Origin of the sequence: Rhizobium sp. F40D2 (assembly GCF_051810745.2) — a bacterium.
In the GTDB taxonomy this organism is placed as follows: Bacteria; Pseudomonadota; Alphaproteobacteria; order Rhizobiales; family Rhizobiaceae; genus Rhizobium.
Map to the genome: position 1 here is coordinate 174,127 of NZ_CM131436.1, position 14,479 is coordinate 188,605.

At 61.7% G+C, this 14,479-nt stretch carries 16 protein-coding genes; 13 read left to right on the top strand and 3 right to left on the bottom strand.

The genetic code is table 11. The features are described 5' to 3' along the window. Position 1 precedes the first annotated feature (1 nt). Entirely contained in the window at positions 2–403 is a 402-nt protein-coding gene (locus ACS4RS_RS00890) for a PilZ domain-containing protein (RefSeq protein WP_439009112.1), read from the top strand. Positions 404–496: 93 nt separating this feature from the next. Then, complete coding sequence (locus ACS4RS_RS00895; RefSeq protein WP_439009111.1) at positions 497–1,609, top strand: pyridoxal phosphate-dependent aminotransferase; 1,113 nt, start codon at positions 497–499, stop codon at positions 1,607–1,609. Between the two features lie 198 nt (positions 1,610–1,807). Here the strand turns inward: ACS4RS_RS00895 and ACS4RS_RS00900 are convergent, their stop codons facing one another. Then, positions 1,808–2,074, bottom strand: a complete 267-nt coding sequence (locus ACS4RS_RS00900) for an SEL1-like repeat protein (RefSeq protein WP_003569238.1) — start codon at positions 2,072–2,074, stop codon at positions 1,808–1,810. Positions 2,075–2,625: 551 nt separating this feature from the next. On the opposite strand from ACS4RS_RS00900, the gene ACS4RS_RS00905 reads away from it, so the two are divergent. The 3 genes from ACS4RS_RS00905 to ACS4RS_RS00915 all read left to right on the top strand — a co-directional run bounded on the left by ACS4RS_RS00905 (position 2,626) and on the right by ACS4RS_RS00915 (position 5,002). Beyond that, positions 2,626–2,964, top strand: coding sequence for a DUF2147 domain-containing protein (locus ACS4RS_RS00905; protein WP_439009110.1), 339 nt, complete (start codon positions 2,626–2,628; stop codon positions 2,962–2,964). Positions 2,965–3,232: 268 nt separating this feature from the next. After that, entirely contained in the window at positions 3,233–3,412 is a 180-nt protein-coding gene (locus ACS4RS_RS00910) for a hypothetical protein (RefSeq protein ID WP_164010299.1), read from the top strand. Between the two features lie 87 nt (positions 3,413–3,499). After that, a complete protein-coding gene (locus tag ACS4RS_RS00915; protein WP_449313836.1) occupies positions 3,500–5,002 on the top strand; it encodes an AMP nucleosidase in 1,503 nt (500 codons plus the stop codon). 9 nt (positions 5,003–5,011) lie between these two features. On the opposite strand, the gene ACS4RS_RS00920 is transcribed toward ACS4RS_RS00915, so the two are convergent. Beyond that, positions 5,012–5,227 (bottom strand): hypothetical protein, encoded by a 216-nt coding sequence (locus tag ACS4RS_RS00920; protein WP_439009109.1) that lies wholly within the window; start codon positions 5,225–5,227, stop codon positions 5,012–5,014. A 154-nt stretch (positions 5,228–5,381) separates the two neighbouring features. Here ACS4RS_RS00920 and ACS4RS_RS00925 point away from each other — a divergent pair, with 154 nt between their 5' ends. Genes ACS4RS_RS00925 through ACS4RS_RS00940 form a run of 4 tightly spaced genes read left to right on the top strand, consistent with a single transcriptional unit; the run spans position 5,382 to position 7,721 of the window. Next, the gene (locus ACS4RS_RS00925) at positions 5,382–5,738 is read left to right on the top strand and encodes a YciI family protein (protein WP_439009108.1); all 357 of its coding nucleotides are present in this window, start codon (positions 5,382–5,384) and stop codon (positions 5,736–5,738) included. A 10-nt stretch (positions 5,739–5,748) separates the two neighbouring features. Then, entirely contained in the window at positions 5,749–6,108 is a 360-nt protein-coding gene (locus ACS4RS_RS00930) for a YciI family protein (RefSeq protein ID WP_439009107.1), read from the top strand. Between the two features lie 2 nt (positions 6,109–6,110). Next, positions 6,111–6,470 carry a YciI family protein gene (locus ACS4RS_RS00935; protein WP_439009106.1) on the top strand — a complete coding sequence of 120 codons (360 nt, stop codon included), beginning with the start codon at positions 6,111–6,113 and terminating at the stop codon, positions 6,468–6,470. A gap of 9 nt (positions 6,471–6,479) precedes the next feature. Beyond that, positions 6,480–7,721 (top strand): DUF6596 domain-containing protein, encoded by a 1,242-nt coding sequence (locus tag ACS4RS_RS00940; protein WP_439009105.1) that lies wholly within the window; start codon positions 6,480–6,482, stop codon positions 7,719–7,721. Here ACS4RS_RS00940 and ACS4RS_RS00945 read toward each other — a convergent pair. After that, on the bottom strand, positions 7,689–8,651 hold the full coding sequence (locus ACS4RS_RS00945; protein ID WP_439009104.1) for a lysylphosphatidylglycerol synthase domain-containing protein: 963 nt from the start codon (positions 8,649–8,651) through the stop codon (positions 7,689–7,691). The genes ACS4RS_RS00940 and ACS4RS_RS00945 overlap by 33 nt on opposite strands. 179 nt (positions 8,652–8,830) lie before the next feature. On the opposite strand from ACS4RS_RS00945, the gene ACS4RS_RS00950 reads away from it, so the two are divergent. The 4 genes from ACS4RS_RS00950 to ACS4RS_RS00965 all read left to right on the top strand — a co-directional run bounded on the left by ACS4RS_RS00950 (position 8,831) and on the right by ACS4RS_RS00965 (position 14,479). After that, positions 8,831–10,324: an ArnT family glycosyltransferase gene (locus ACS4RS_RS00950; protein WP_449313837.1), complete on the top strand. Its 1,494-nt coding sequence runs from the start codon at positions 8,831–8,833 to the stop codon at positions 10,322–10,324. Between the two features lie 138 nt (positions 10,325–10,462). Then, positions 10,463–11,479, top strand: coding sequence for a glycosyltransferase (locus ACS4RS_RS00955; protein WP_439009103.1), 1,017 nt, complete (start codon positions 10,463–10,465; stop codon positions 11,477–11,479). A 12-nt stretch (positions 11,480–11,491) separates the two neighbouring features. Next, positions 11,492–12,991 (top strand): glycosyltransferase family 39 protein, encoded by a 1,500-nt coding sequence (locus ACS4RS_RS00960; RefSeq protein ID WP_439009102.1) that lies wholly within the window; start codon positions 11,492–11,494, stop codon positions 12,989–12,991. Then, positions 12,992–14,479 (top strand): glycosyltransferase family 39 protein, encoded by a 1,488-nt coding sequence (locus ACS4RS_RS00965; protein WP_439009101.1) that lies wholly within the window; start codon positions 12,992–12,994, stop codon positions 14,477–14,479.

Here is a 14,479-nt window from a genome sequence, read left to right on the forward strand (position 1 = left end):
AATGTCTATGCTCCGCGCCACACACCTTGCCACGGTCAAATCCGCTGTCTACGACCAGCGCTGGGAAGAATTCAGCGTCAAGCGGCCAGCCCGTATCGTCGCCGTCCGGCCCTGCCTCACCGGCGTCTCGATGCGAAGCGCCGAGATCATCGATATCTCCCAAGGCGGCGCTACGTTCATCGTGTCGACCACCGCCGGCCTGCCAAAACATTATTATCTCAACATTCTCGGCCTCGCCTACCGGATCGGCTGCGCCGAGGTCTACCGGCACAAGGAACGCATCGGGGTGCGGTTCATCAATATCATGGATCCCGAGGTTCTGCGCCGCGTCGTCCGCACTGATTTCCTTGTCGGCAACATGGAAGCAATCGCCGCCCGGCGGGCGCCGATCTTCCGCGCGTAAACAGGCTGGCTGCAGAAATAATCTTGCTTGCGTCGGCGATGCCCGGGCCTATTGTTGCGCCGATCATCAATATATCCGGGAAACCGCCTTCGCATGTCCGCCTTTTCGCGCTTCACGCCTCTTGCCCGCGCCCTGCCCTCCACAGTTCCTTTCGTCGGTCCCGAGGCGATCGAGCGCCAGCGCGGGTTTGCCGTTTCGGCTCGCATCGGCGCCAATGAGAACGGCTTCGGTCCCGCTCCTTCGGTGTTTGCAGCGATGCGCGAGGAGGCTGGCAATATCTGGAAATACAATGACCCGGAGAATTTCGCGCTCCGGCAAGCGCTTGGAGACCATCTCGGCGTCCCGGCCGCCAATATCGCCATCGGCAGCGGCATCGACGAGTTGCTCGGCCAGATCGTCCGGCTGGTGATCGAACCCGGCGCGCCCGTCGTCACCTCGCTCGGCGCCTATCCGACCTTCAATTTCCACGTTGCCGGCTTCGGCGGCCGGCTTGTGACCGTTCCCTACGCTAACGACCGCGAGGATCTCGACGGCTTGCTCGATGCCGTCAAGCGTGAGAACGCGCCGCTCGTCTATTTCGCCAATCCCGACAATCCGATGGGAAGCTGGTGGGATTCAGACAAGATCGTCGCTTTCGCCCGGGCGCTGCCCGAGACGACGCTGATGGTGCTCGACGAGGCCTATAGCGAAACGGGGCCGGCAGGGTCGCTGCCGTCGATCGCCTCGCTGATCGAGCTGCCGAACGTCGTTCGCACCCGCACCTTCTCCAAGGCCTACGGACTGGCCGGCTCACGCACCGGCTACGCGATCTCGACAGCCGGAACGGCGCAGGCTTTCGACAAGATCCGCAATCATTTCGGCATGAACCGGCTGGCGACGGCGGCGGCACTCGCCGCTCTCAAGGACCAGGCCTACCTCGCCGAAGTGGTCGGGAAAATCCAGGCGGCGCGGGAGCGAATCGGCGGCATTGCCCGGGCTAACGGGTTTGAGCCCCTGCCCTCGGCAACGAATTTTGTGGCGATCGACGCCGGCCGGGACGGCGCCTACGCGCGGGCGATCGTCGACGGGCTGATGGAACGCGGGGTTTTCATCCGCATGCCCGGCGTGGCGCCACTCGATCGCTGCATTCGCGTCAGCGTCGGGCCGGAGCCGGATATGGCCCTGTTCGAAAACGCACTGCCGCAGGTGCTGAAGCAGATCGGCTGATGAAGCGTGATGCCCGAAAAGCGTCAGCGGTTTTCGGGCATCATGCTCACTCTTTGATGTGACACAACAAGAACCGCGGCCGGTGGAGGATCCGGCCGCGGTTCCGTTCTCCTGGCGTCGGGCCTGTTGAAGGCGCCCTGCCGGCTCCCCTCGTTCCGAGGTTCTTATATCTATTCCCACCATGTCGGCAGGATAGGTTCAGTGGACCGTCATCCACTCTCGGGCGGCGCGCAGCGCTGCCACGATCTGCATCTTGTCCATGGCGGCGGCCACATCCGCACGAAGCTCGGCGGCGCGGTCGTTGCCCTTGATTGCGGCGATGTTCAGCCATTTGTGGGCTGCGACGAGATCGACTTCGCAGCCGCGGCCGGTCGCATACATCAGACCCATTTCACAGAAGACATCGGCGCTGTTGTCGCCACCCATGGTGGCCGTTTCAGCATTGTGCATTTCAAAGCGTGCCATCGGTTTTATCCCTGTTAGCCTGTTTATGACTTACCCTGTTTTACCTCCGGGCCTTGCCGTCTATTGCGGCTTGCGGCCCTTGCGGTCCGGCGGGTTTGCCCCGCTCGTTTGATGGGTTCACTATGCCGAACGGCTTTCAAAAAACGCCTAAAATCCATGATTAATTCTAGACAAACAAAGTGCAAATGCTTGGTAAATTTGGGTTTTTGTTAAACATCAGATGCCTTGCAGCTTAAGGACTTTCGCTCGAATTTTACGAAAGATTCAGATCTGAAAATAAAGGGATCGTTCATCATGAAATCATCAGCCGATATTTTAAAAGGCCGCCGCAGCGGACTTTTTCTCAGCAGTTTTTCCGCCTCTAAAGCTCGTCGCATCGAATTTGATTCATGCAACGCGCTTTAGCTTGTTGTTTTTATGCATGTCGTTATCCCGGAACCGCTGCACACTTCCGGTCGACAGGCATTGGCACGGAAAATGACCACGCATATTTACCTTTACGTTCGCGTCAGTTATTTTCGCGCCCGATCAGGGACATCATGGAGGAAAAGATGATCCGCAGCTTCGTTCTCGCCAGCGCCATAGCGATAATCGCGGGCGTCGCCCATGCTGAAGAGCCGATCATCGGCAACTGGAAGACAGCGGCCGGCGATACGGCAATGATCGTCTCCTGTGGTGGCAGTTATTGCGTGACGTTGAAGACCGGTAAATATGCCGGCCGGAAGATCGGCACGCTTGCGGGAACCGGCGGCAGCTATGCCGGAGAGATCACCGACCCGGCCGCCGACAAGACCTATAGCGGCTCGGGCAAGATTTCCGGCAATTCGCTGAGGATGCAGGGCTGCGTGATGAAAGTGCTCTGCAAGTCACAGACCTGGACGCGGCTCTGAGCGCATAAGGCAGCTGGACGACGATCATCGGACGCGGGGATGCCGATGCACCGGCATCCCCGCGGCCTTTCCCACCCCTCGCCCGGGCGATCCGGCAATGCCGAACACGTTGAGCGTGGCTTGGCAAACCCTCGTAAATTCTCCCCCAATCCAGCCCCGAGCGTGCCCCGCAAGGTGAACGGTGGATGAACCGGCGTCTCAGCACTCGTTCAGCCGCCCCATGGCAAAACTCTTATCACGATAGAGTTGCGTATCGGGGGCAACGGCGATGGACATGTATATTCTGGCAAGACGGTTCAGCATTATCACACTGTTTGCGGCGATCTTCGCGATCACGTTTTCGGCGGTGGTGGTGCATAATGGCGGCGGTGGCGCACAGTCGCATTTTGGGGCGAGCTATACCTGCCTGGAGCGAAACGGCACTTTCTGCGCGCCATCGGTGCAGTGACGCTAACCGACACCAAGGAGGATAAAATAATCGGATTCCGCCGGCGCGCGTCGTTTGCTTGTCAAAAACAACTCTCTATAATGCGTCATGAACAAACGAATCTCCCCTTTGTCGCCTCTCGACATATCTTCGCCACCTCCTTTCCAGCCTCAGAGCTTTGATGATCCCGCCAAGGCGGTGGAAGCGCTGACGGCGCTTTACGAGCGCAATACGGCGTTCCTGATCAAGAGCTTCTCCGAGCTTGCGCAAGGCGCTCCGATCTCCTCGCGCTACCGTGCTTTCTATCCCCAGGTCAGCATCGAGACGACAAGCTTCGGCCACGTCGATTCGCGCCTTTCCTACGGCCACGTCACGGCACCGGGCATCTATACAACGACGGTCACCCGACCGAAGCTCTTCAAGCATTATTTGAAGGAGCAGCTGGCGCTCCTGGTGAAGAGCCACAATGTTCCGGTCATCGTCTCGGAATCAGCGACGCCGATCCCCTTGCACTTCGCCTTCGGCGAGGGTGCGCATGTCGAGGCATCGACCAACGCCTTTATCGACATTCCGATGCGCGATATTTTCGACACGCCCGATCTCAACACCACCGACGACGAGATCGCCAATGGCGAATATATCCCGCCGCCGGGAGAGCCCTCGCCGCTTGCGCCGTTCACCGCGCAACGCATCGACTATTCGCTTGCCCGTCTGTCGCATTATACTGCGACGCATGCCGAGCATTTCCAGAATTTCGTGCTGTTTACGAACTACCAGTTCTATATCGACGAATTCTGCAGCTGGGCGCGCAAGCTGATGGCAGAGGGCGGCGACGGTTACACCGCTTTCGTCGAGCCCGGCAACATCGTCACCCTGCCCGGCTCGATGGCGCCGGAAACGGATGCCGCACTTACCCGCCTGCCACAGATGCCGGCCTACCATTTGAAGAAGAAGGGCCATGCCGGGATCACCATGATCAATATCGGCGTCGGCCCCTCCAACGCCAAGACGATCACCGACCACGTCGCGGTGCTGCGCCCGCACGCCTGGCTGATGCTCGGCCATTGCGCCGGCCTGCGCAACAGCCAGCGGCTGGGCGACTATGTGCTTGCCCATGCCTATATGCGCGAGGACCATGTTCTCGACGACGACCTGCCGGTCTGGGTGCCGATCCCGGCGCTCGCCGAAGTACAGGTGGCGCTGGAGGCAGCCGTTGCCGAAATCACCGGTTACGAGGGCTTCGAGCTGAAGCGCATCATGCGCACCGGCACCGTGGGGACGATCGACAACCGCAACTGGGAACTGCGCGACCAGCGCGGGCCGGTGAAGCGGCTCTCGCAGGCGCGCGCGATCGCGCTCGACATGGAATCGGCGACGATCGCCGCCAACGGCTTCCGCTTCCGCGTGCCCTACGGCACGCTGCTCTGTGTCTCCGACAAGCCGCTGCACGGCGAATTGAAGCTGCCGGGCATGGCGACGGCCTTCTACCGCACGCAGGTCAACCAGCATCTGCAGATCGGCATCCGCGCCGTGCAGAAGCTTGCCGCCATGCCGACGGAAGCCCTCCATTCGCGCAAACTGCGCAGCTTCTTCGAAACCGCCTTCCAATAGGCCGTTTCCTCACCGTCCCGCCACAACAGGTGCTGGGTGATCCGCAAGCATCTGCGGTCTGCCGGCGGCGGCATTCAGCCCTGCTATCAGCAGGGTGAAGGCGACGAAGGCGAAAGCGGTGCGCTGGAGAATCTTCAGCCCGTCGCTTTCGTCGAACTCCGACTGACGCTTTTCATGGCGGCGTGCCCAGATCTGGCTTGCCAGCGCGATTTCAAGAATGCTCATTGCCGTCCTCCTCGACAGGTTTCGATGAAGCGTTGTCGAGTGCTGCCTTGCGATTTCGACAGCTGACCGGCACAAGAATTCTTTCCGGCGCTGTCGAAATGCACGGAGGTCGTTCGTCCAGGCGTATGGAACACGGCAAAGGAGGCTTTCTGCGATGAAATATCTCTGTCAGGTATGGTTCGACGGCGCGATACTCGACGCCATGACGAAAGAAGAGAAGGCCGAGCTCGACGCGAATTCGCTGAGCTACGACAAGGACCTCGCCGGAAGCGGGAACATGATCGTCGCCCAGGCGCTGCAGCCGCCAAAATCGGCAGTGACGGTCCGGATGCGCAGCGGCGAAATGTCGGTAACGGACGGTCCCTTCGTCGAGACCAAGGAGGCGCTCGGCGGCTTCATCCTCATCGATGCTAAGGACCTCAACGATGCGATCCGCATTGCCGCCGGCATCCCGCTTGCCAGGCTCGGCGCGATCGAGGTGCGGCCCATCCACGAATTCGCAGCTCAATGAGGAGGTATCAATGAAGTTTCTATGCCAGATCTGGTTCGACACGGAAAAAAGCAAACTGGTCCCTCAGAGCGAATGGGATGCGCTCACACAGGAGTGCATCGCCAGCGACAATCGCTGGCGCGAGAGCGGTCATCTGCAGGCGGCGTTTGCCTTGCATGAGCCGTCGACGGCGATCACGGTCCGCCTGCGCAATGGCGAAGTCTCCGCGACCGATGGCCCGTTTGCCGAAATCAAAGAGCATCTCGGCGGTTTTGTGTTGATCGAAGCCGGGAATATCGAGGAGGCGAAGACCATCGCGTCCAGTTTTCCCATCCTCAAATATTGCTCGATCGAAGTGCGCCCGGCCTATTCCATTCAGGATGGGAGATAGGCATGCGCTACATCTGCCTGATCTACAATTGCGCCGATACCGACGGCACGCTGACACCTGATGAAACCGATGAACTCATCAAAGCGCATTTCGCCTTCGACGAGGAACTGCGTCGCGACGGCATCATGATCCATGCCGATGCGCTCGAAATGCCCGACAAGGCGACCGTGCTGCGTGTCCGAAACAATGCGCTGTCTTCAACCGATGGCCCCTATGTCGAGACGAAAGAGCATCTGGCTGGCTTCTACGTCATCGAGGCGCCCGACATGGCGGCGGCAAAAGAAATTGCCGGGCGGATCCCCTCGGCGCGCTTCGGCGCGGTCGAGCTGCGACCCGTGCGGATGCTGACGCTGCCGGACTGAGGTGCCAGATTGGAAAACGTGATCGAGGAGATCTACCGTACACAGTCTCGGCGGGTGCTGGCGACGCTGATCCGCCTGCTCGGCGATTTCGACCGGGCCGAGGAAGCGCTCCACGACGCCTTTGCGGCGGCGGCGCGGACATGGCCGGCGGACGGCATTCCCGGCAACCCTTTCGCCTGGCTGGTCTCGGCGGGCCGCTTCAAGGCAATCGACACGATCCGGCGGCGGGCGCGTTTCGATGCTTCCCAGCATCACATCGAGGACAGCCTCTATACGCCTGAAGCAACTTACATCGGCGACATGGAACCGATCGAAGACGATATGCTGCGGCTGATCTTCACCTGCTGCCATCCCGCCATTCCGGCCGATGCTCAGATGGCAATGGCGCTTCGGGAAGTCTGCGGACTGACCACCGAAGAAATTGCCCATGCCTTCCTCGTTCCGGCGCCAACGGTCGCCCAGCGGATCGTCCGCGCCAAAGGCAGGATCCGGGCGGAGAAGATCCCCTACGAGGTGCCGGGCCACGAGGCGCTGCCGCAGCGGCTCGACCAGGTGCTGCACGTGATCTACCTCGTCTTCAACGAGGGCTATTCCGCTTCTTCGGGCGAAGACGTGGTCCGTGCCGATCTGACCGCAGAGGCTATACGTCTGGCGCGGCTGCTTCTGGCGCTGCTGCCGCATCCCGACGTCTCCGGCCTGCTGGCGCTGATGCTACTGCAGGAGTCCCGCCGCGCCGCCCGCAACAGCGGGCGGGGGGCGCTGGTGCTGCTTGCCGATCAGAACCGCTCGCTCTGGGATCATGCGAAGATTGCGGAAGGCCTGGCGCTGCTTGCCGAAGCCATGAGAGCGGGAGAGATCGGCACGTATACACTGCAGGCGGCGATCGCCGCCGAGCACGCGAGGGCCCCCGTTGCGGACGAGACCGACTGGCGGCGGATTGCTTTCTATTACGATCTGCTTCTGGCGGCCCAGCCCTCCCCGATCGTCGAACTCAACCGGGCCGTGGCGATCGCGATGGCGGAGGGGCCGGCGAAGGGGCTGGAACTGATCGATGCCATTCTGGAACGCCGGGAGCTGCAGACCTATCATCTCGCCCATTCGGCGCGCGCCGATTTCCTGCGCCGCCTCGGCCGGCGGCAGGAGGCGATCGCAGCCTATGAGAAAGCGCTGTCGCTCTGCCGGCAGGAGCCGGAGCAGGCATTTCTCAGAAAACGGATTTCAGAGCTTGCCGCGACGCCCGAGCGGCAGTGAGATCGCCGTGCCGGTGAGCGCCGAGACGATGATCAGCAGGTGGGCGTTGACGCTCGCTTGGGCCAACGCGGCCAGGGCCAGCCGCTCGCTCGAAGCCCCGAGAGCAATGGCGCCGGCGGTGATGCCGGCCGGATAGGTGCCGACGCCGCCCGGCGCATGGACCGGCAGCACGGAGGAAAGCTCGCCGCCGAGCGCACCGCCGAAGCTTGCCGCCATCGGCAGCACGCCCATCAGGCCGAGAGCCCAGGCCAGCACCATGACCTTCACCAGCCAGTTGACGATGGTCATCGCCCAGGCGCGGGCAAAGGCGACGGCATCGAGCGGCAAACCGTTTTCGATCTCGGCGACGAATTTCTGCGCCTTTTCCGGCAGCAGCCTGGCGGCGAGGCGCAGCAGCGGCTTGCGGGCGGCAAAGGCTGCGACCGGCAGCAGCAGAAAGCCGGTCCAGAGCGACCAGGCAACGATCGGATCGGCGGAGGCAACGGCAAAACCGATGCCGGCGGCGGCGACAAGCGCGTGCAGGTCGAGCAGCCGCATGACCAGGAGTGCCGAGGTCGCACGCGTCAGCGGAATGCCGAACTCCGAGCGCATCAGCAGCGGAAAACTGGTCTCGCCGGTGCGGAAGGGCAGCATGATATTCAACAGGTTGTGGATCTGAGTGACGCGGAAGAGGACCGCGAACCGGCCGGCCGTCTCCTTCGGAAAGTAATCATAGATGCGCCAGGTGCGCAGGAAATAGGTGCTCGTCAACAGCACCAGTGCGCCGATCACCGGGCCGGCACCGACGTCGGCCCACTGCCGGATAATGACAGGCCAACCCCAGAACCATTGGATGAAGAGGGCATAGGCTGCGACAATGACGACCGTCAGCACCGTCATGCGATTGCGCATAAACCAGGATTGCCGGCTTTCAACGATCGAACTCTTCATGTAGTAGGCATTCCTCGCTTGGCGTCGGCATCGGCCCCGTTCGCCAGGCCTTTTAGGAGAAATGACGGTTGCGCACAACGGCGGAGTTGATGGGGCGATGGCGGCGAAGCCGCTTCCCTGCCGACGATCCGAGCGCTGACCGGTAAATCACTCGCCTTGCCGGCTTGACGTGGAGATCGATGTTGGAGCGGATTACCAGAAGCATTCCGAGCGCGAGCCTTTTTCTGGCAGCCTATTTCCTGCTCAATATCGCGCTTCGCATTGCCTTGCCGCATACGCTCGATCTCGACGAGGCTGAGCAATCCTTCTACTCACAATACCTGCTTGCCGGCTACGGCCCGCAGCCGCCCTTCTACAACTGGATACAATATGCCATCGTTTCGGTGACCGGCATATCGATGTGGGGGCTCTCGGTTCCCAAGAACATCATTCTCTTCGGTTGCTATGTGTTCTACGGACTTGCCGCCCGCGAGGTGCTGAAGAACCGTTCGCTCGCAGCCGTCGCCATGCTGAGCCTGATTACGCTGCCGCAGGTGGGTCTGATGGCGCAGCGCGAGTTGACCCATACCGTCGCGCTCTTGTTTGCGACCTCGCTCTTCCTCTTCGGTTTTTTCCGCACGCTGCGCCAGCCGACGATGACAAGCTTCCTCGTCATCGGCATCGCCACCGGCATCGGGCTGATCTCGAAATATAATTTCGCCATCCTGCCGGCCGCAGCCTTCATCGCCGTGCTGCCGGATCGGGAGTGGCGCAGCCGTCTCATCGACTGGCGTTTGCTGCCGGCGATCGTCGTCGCCATTCTGATCGTGCTGCCGCATGCGCTCTGGCTGCCCGACAATCTCCTCAGCGCCTCTGCGCCGACGCTGGAGCGGATGACCGCCGAACATGTGGCGCCTGCCGGCATCCCCCGCATCGGGCAAGGCCTGTTATCTCTCATCATCGCCGTCCTCGGCTTCGTCGCATTGCCGATCGTTCTTCTTGCCGCCGCCTTCCGGCGGGATTTCTTTCGCGCGCTCTCCTCGTCCAGCCCGATGATCCGGGTGGTCGAGCGGATGATGCTCGTCAGCCTGCTCGCTTTCGTCGGCGTGATCCTCGTCGCCGGCGCAAGCGATATCCACGAGCGCTGGCTTGACCCCTGTCTGCTCGTCCTGCCGATCTATCTGTTCCTGAAACTGAAAACCGCAGATCTCGATCTTTCCGCCGGCCTTGCGCGCTTCCGACCCGTCGTGCCGGTGTTCATGGTCATCATCCTGTCGATCCTTCTCTTCCGGATCATCGGCATTCAATACATCGGCACCTATACGAGAACGAACGTCCCCTTTGCCGGCTACGTCGCCGAACTGACCGCGACCCGCAAGCCGGTTCTCATCGTGGCTGGGACAAAGTTCGTCGCCGGCAATATGAGGCTTCAACTACCCGATGTTCCGGTGGTGATACCGTTCTTCCCAGGCTCCGGGGTTCCCGAATATGCGACCGCGAAGGGGCCGGTGCTGGTTATCTGGCGCGGCGAGACCGCCGAGGACCCGACAATCTCCCCCGGTTTTGCCAACGATCTGGTGAGATCGGGCATTCATCTGCAGGAGTTGAACACGCTGACGCTGCCCTATCTCTTCGGTGACGGCAAACGCAGTTTCTCCATCGGTTATTCCTGGGTAGAGGGGGGCGCGAAATAGCGTTCCCACAGGTCAGCCGATTGCGGGGAAACCGGCATTGCCCGCTGGCAACCGGTGGACACTTCATGTACTAGCCTTCCGCAAGCGCGGCGGCGGCAGTAAGGATTGCCTGGCCGTCCGGCCTTTTGGAGATGAAAGTTGCAGACAACCGTTGAGCCCATGCGCGGTACGAATGATCCGGTACAATCGCTCGAGCTGTCGCTGGTCGTGCCCATTTTCAACGAAGAGGAAAGCGTCGGTCCGCTCGTCGAGCGTGTCGTGGCTGCGATGGCCGGCTATCCCCATCGCTGGGAGCTGATCCTCATCGACGATGGCAGCACGGATGCGACGCTCGTCAACGCCCGCAAATTCGTCGGACGCGATGGGCTGACGCTCAGGATCGTCGAGCTGCAGCGCAACTTCGGCCAGACTGCCGCCATGCAGGCCGGTATCGACACCGCCCAGGGCCGCCTGATCGCAACGATGGACGGCGACCTGCAGAACGATCCGAAGGACATTCCTTCGATGGTCGCCGAATTGGAACGGCGTGAACTCGACCTCCTTGTGGGATGGCGCAAGAACCGCAAGGACGGCCTGTTCTTGCGCAAGATTCCCTCCTGGTGCGCCAACTACCTGATCGGCCGCATCACCGGCGTCAAGCTGCACGATTACGGCTGCAGCCTGAAGATCTACCGTGCCTCGATCATCAAGCAGGTGAAGCTGATGGGCGAAATGCACCGCTTCATCCCGGCCTGGGTGGCCGGCGTCGTCCCGAGCTCGCGTATCGGCGAGATGGCCGTCACCCACCACGCCCGCGAACACGGTGTTTCGAAATACGGCATTTCGCGCACCTTCCGCGTCATCCTCGACCTGCTGTCGGTGATGTTCTTCATGCGCTACAAGGCGCGGCCCGGGCATTTCTTCGGCTCGCTGGGTCTCGGCCTCGGCGCGGTCGCCATGCTGATCCTCCTCTATCTCGGCTTCGACAAGTTCATCATGGGCAATGACATCGGCACGCGCCCGATGCTGATGGTCGGCGTCGTGCTGCTGCTATCGTCGGTGCAGATGATCACCACCGGCATCCTGGCGGAGATGATCGCGCGCACCTATTACCGCGACGACGCCTCTCCGAATTATATCGTGCGGCAGATCTTCGACGATCGAAGCCAAGCTTAAGCCGGCAGCACGATGCTGGAGCGCGCGACGAGGACGATCAAAACCGCGGGCCTGCTGCTTGCGGCTTATTTCGTGCTCAACATCGTGCTGCGCATCGCGCTTCCGCATTCGCTGGAGCTCGACGAGGCAGAGCAATCTTTCTTCTCGCAATATCTGCTGGCGGGCTACGGCCCGCAGCCGCCCTTCTACAACTGGATGCAATATGCCGTCGTTTCGGTGACGGGCATGTCGATCGGCGCACTGATCGTGCCCAAGAACATCCTGCTGTTCCTGTGCTACCTTTTTTACGGCCTTGCCGGGCGCGAAGCCTTGAAGGACCAGGCGCTTGCCGCCATCGCCATGCTGGCGCTGATCACCCTGCCCCAGGTCTCCTTTATGGCGCAGCAGGATCTGACCCACACAACGGCGCTGCTCTTTGCCAGCGCATTATTTCTCTACGGTTTCTTCCGCACCCTCGACCGGCCCGATATCGGCAGCTATCTACTGCTCGGGCTTGCCACAGGCATCGGGCTGATCTCGAAATATAATTTCGCGCTGATGCCAGCCGCCGCCTTGATCGCTATCCTGCCGGATGCCGAATGGCGGCGCAGGGCGTTCGACTGGCGCATGCTGGCGGCGATCGCCACCGCGCTCTTGATCATACTGCCGCACGCGATCTGGCTGCGGGACAATCTCGCATTCGCCTCCTCCGATACTTTGGTGAAGATGGCGGCCGGCAACGAACCGCCCGGCATCGCGCGAGCCGGCAAAGGCCTCATCGCCTTTGTCGTCGCCATCATCGCCTTTGCGGCCCTGCCGGTCGCCATCTTTGCCGCCACCTTCCGCCGGGATTTTGTCCGTGCTCTTTCGGCCGGCAATCGCTGGACCGGGATGATGGAGCGGATGATGCTCGCAAGCCTTGCCGGCATCGTTCTCATCGTGCTCTTCACCGGTTCCACCACTGTGCGGGAGCGCTGGCTCGACCCGTTCCTGCTGGTGCTGCCGATTTATTTCCTGGCGAAGATGCAGGCGGCCCGCATCGCCCTTTCCGCCGGGCTGCGGCGCCTCCGGCCGGTGCTGCCGGTGCTGATGGCCTGCGTGCTGATCGCACTCGGCCTGCGTGTCGTCGGCGCCGGGGTGATCGGCGTCTACAGCAGGCCGAACGTGCCGATGGCGGGCCTTTCCCGCGAAATGACGCGGCAGGCGGAACCGGCGCTGGTGATCGCCTCCGACACCTATATCGGCGGAAACATGCGGCTGCAATTTCCCGATGTGCCGGTGGTCATCCCGGATTTTCCGGCACCGGGCATTCCCGCCTATGCCGAGGCGAAGGGACCGGTGCTCGTCGTCTGGCGCGGCAAGAAGACGGCGACGGCCGCCGATGCGGTCATGCCGGAACGATTTTCATCGGCATTGGCAACGGCGGGCATCGCACCGCAGGAGATAGGCTCGCTGTCGCTTCCCTATTATTTCGGCCGCCAGGGCGACAATTTCGCGCTGGGCTATGCCTGGGTTCAGCCGGGGATCAGATAGATGACCGAGACCGACAGCCGCGACATCCGCTGGATTTTCCTCCTGCTGGCCGCCTATTTCGTGCTTCAGATCGGCGTGCGGCTGGCGACCTCGCATTCGCTCGATCTTGACGAGGCCGAACAGGCCTTCCGCTCGCAATGGCTTGCGGCCGGCTACGGCCCGCAGCCGCCCTTCTACAACTGGCTGCAATACACCGTCTTCCAACTTACAGGCGTCTCGCTTGCCGCACTTTCGGTGGTGAAAAACCTTCTGCTGTTTATGTCCTACCTGCTCTACGGCCTGACCGCGCGCCTTCTCCTGCGCGACAAGGCGCTGGTGGCGATATCAACACTGGGGCTGCTGACCATCCCGCAGATGGCTTTCGAGATGCAGCGCGACCTCACGCATACGGTCGCGGTGTTCTTCTCGGCCAGCATCTTCTTCTACGGCTTCATCCGCAGCCTGAAGCAGCCAAGCCTTGCCTCCTATCTGATCGCCGGCATCGGCATCGGCTTCGGCCTGCTGGCCAAATACAATTTCGCCATCCTGCCGGCGGCAGCGCTGATTGCCGCGCTGGCGGATGCGCGCCTGCGGCCGCGGATCTTCGATAATCGGCTGGTACTGACGGCTGTCGTGGCGCTTATCATCGTCCTGCCGCATCTCTTCTGGCTGAAGGACAATCTCGATTTCGCCACCGCCCGCACGCTGGAGAAGATGACCGCGAGCGGCGATGCGAGCTATCTCATGCAGGTCACCATGGGGGTCAGCTCGCTTGTTCTCGCCATCATCAGCTTTGCCGGATTGACGGTGGCCGTCTTCGCCATCGTCTTCGGCAAGGCTCTTCGTCAGGCGCTCACCGCCGGCTCGGAATGGACGCGGCTCATCGGGCGGATGATGCTCGTCTTCCTCATCGGCATTTTGTTTCTGATCGTCTTCGGCGGTGCGGCCGGCATCAAGGACCGCTGGCTGGTGCCGATGCTCTTCATCCTGCCGCTCTATTTCTGCCTGAAGATCGAGGCCGCCAGCGTCACGACAGGCCGGGCCTTCCAGCGTTTCATGGTCGCCGTCGCCATCATCATGATCGGCGTGCCGGCCGCCCTTTACGGCAGTGTCGCGGCGGCACGCTTCACCGGTCATTACGAACGATTGAACAGGCCCTATGCCACGATGCTGGAAAGCTTGCGCAAACAGGCCGAGCCGATGGCGATCCTTGCCGGCGACAGCCTGCTTGCCGGCAATCTCAGGCAGGATATTCCCGGCGTGCCGGTCTTGTCCGTCGATTATCCCGGCTTCCATCCGGATCTGACCGGCCGACGACCGCTTCTTCTCGTCTGGCTGATACCGCCGAAGGGCGGCAGCGAAGCACTCCCGCCGGCCATGGCTCAATGGCTCCAAGCCAATCTCGGCGCCTCCGCGCCTGGGGCTTCGGTGATCGACGTGCCCTATTTCTACAGGCGCGGCGATGACAGCTACCGTTTCGGCTATGCCTGGATCAACCAGCCGAACTGA

What these genes read in the sequence shown, in the direction of transcription:
- ACS4RS_RS00950 (WP_449313837.1), top strand. Translation starts at nt 8,831, where the DNA reads ATGTTGGAGCGGATTACCAGAAGCATTCCGAGCGCGAGCCTTTTTCTG.
- ACS4RS_RS00895 (WP_439009111.1), top strand. Translation starts at nt 497, where the DNA reads ATGTCCGCCTTTTCGCGCTTCACGCCTCTTGCCCGCGCCCTGCCCTCC.
- ACS4RS_RS00925 (WP_439009108.1), top strand. Translation starts at nt 5,382, where the DNA reads ATGAAATATCTCTGTCAGGTATGGTTCGACGGCGCGATACTCGACGCC.
- ACS4RS_RS00890 (WP_439009112.1), top strand. Translation starts at nt 2, where the DNA reads ATGTCTATGCTCCGCGCCACACACCTTGCCACGGTCAAATCCGCTGTC.
- ACS4RS_RS00915 (WP_449313836.1), top strand. Translation starts at nt 3,500, where the DNA reads ATGAACAAACGAATCTCCCCTTTGTCGCCTCTCGACATATCTTCGCCA.
- ACS4RS_RS00965 (WP_439009101.1), top strand. Translation starts at nt 12,992, where the DNA reads ATGACCGAGACCGACAGCCGCGACATCCGCTGGATTTTCCTCCTGCTG.
- ACS4RS_RS00905 (WP_439009110.1), top strand. Translation starts at nt 2,626, where the DNA reads ATGATCCGCAGCTTCGTTCTCGCCAGCGCCATAGCGATAATCGCGGGC.
- ACS4RS_RS00935 (WP_439009106.1), top strand. Translation starts at nt 6,111, where the DNA reads ATGCGCTACATCTGCCTGATCTACAATTGCGCCGATACCGACGGCACG.
- ACS4RS_RS00930 (WP_439009107.1), top strand. Translation starts at nt 5,749, where the DNA reads ATGAAGTTTCTATGCCAGATCTGGTTCGACACGGAAAAAAGCAAACTG.
- ACS4RS_RS00960 (WP_439009102.1), top strand. Translation starts at nt 11,492, where the DNA reads ATGCTGGAGCGCGCGACGAGGACGATCAAAACCGCGGGCCTGCTGCTT.
- ACS4RS_RS00900 (WP_003569238.1), bottom strand. Translation starts at nt 2,074, where the DNA reads ATGGCACGCTTTGAAATGCACAATGCTGAAACGGCCACCATGGGTGGC.
- ACS4RS_RS00910 (WP_164010299.1), top strand. Translation starts at nt 3,233, where the DNA reads ATGGACATGTATATTCTGGCAAGACGGTTCAGCATTATCACACTGTTT.
- ACS4RS_RS00945 (WP_439009104.1), bottom strand. Translation starts at nt 8,651, where the DNA reads ATGAAGAGTTCGATCGTTGAAAGCCGGCAATCCTGGTTTATGCGCAAT.
- ACS4RS_RS00920 (WP_439009109.1), bottom strand. Translation starts at nt 5,227, where the DNA reads ATGAGCATTCTTGAAATCGCGCTGGCAAGCCAGATCTGGGCACGCCGC.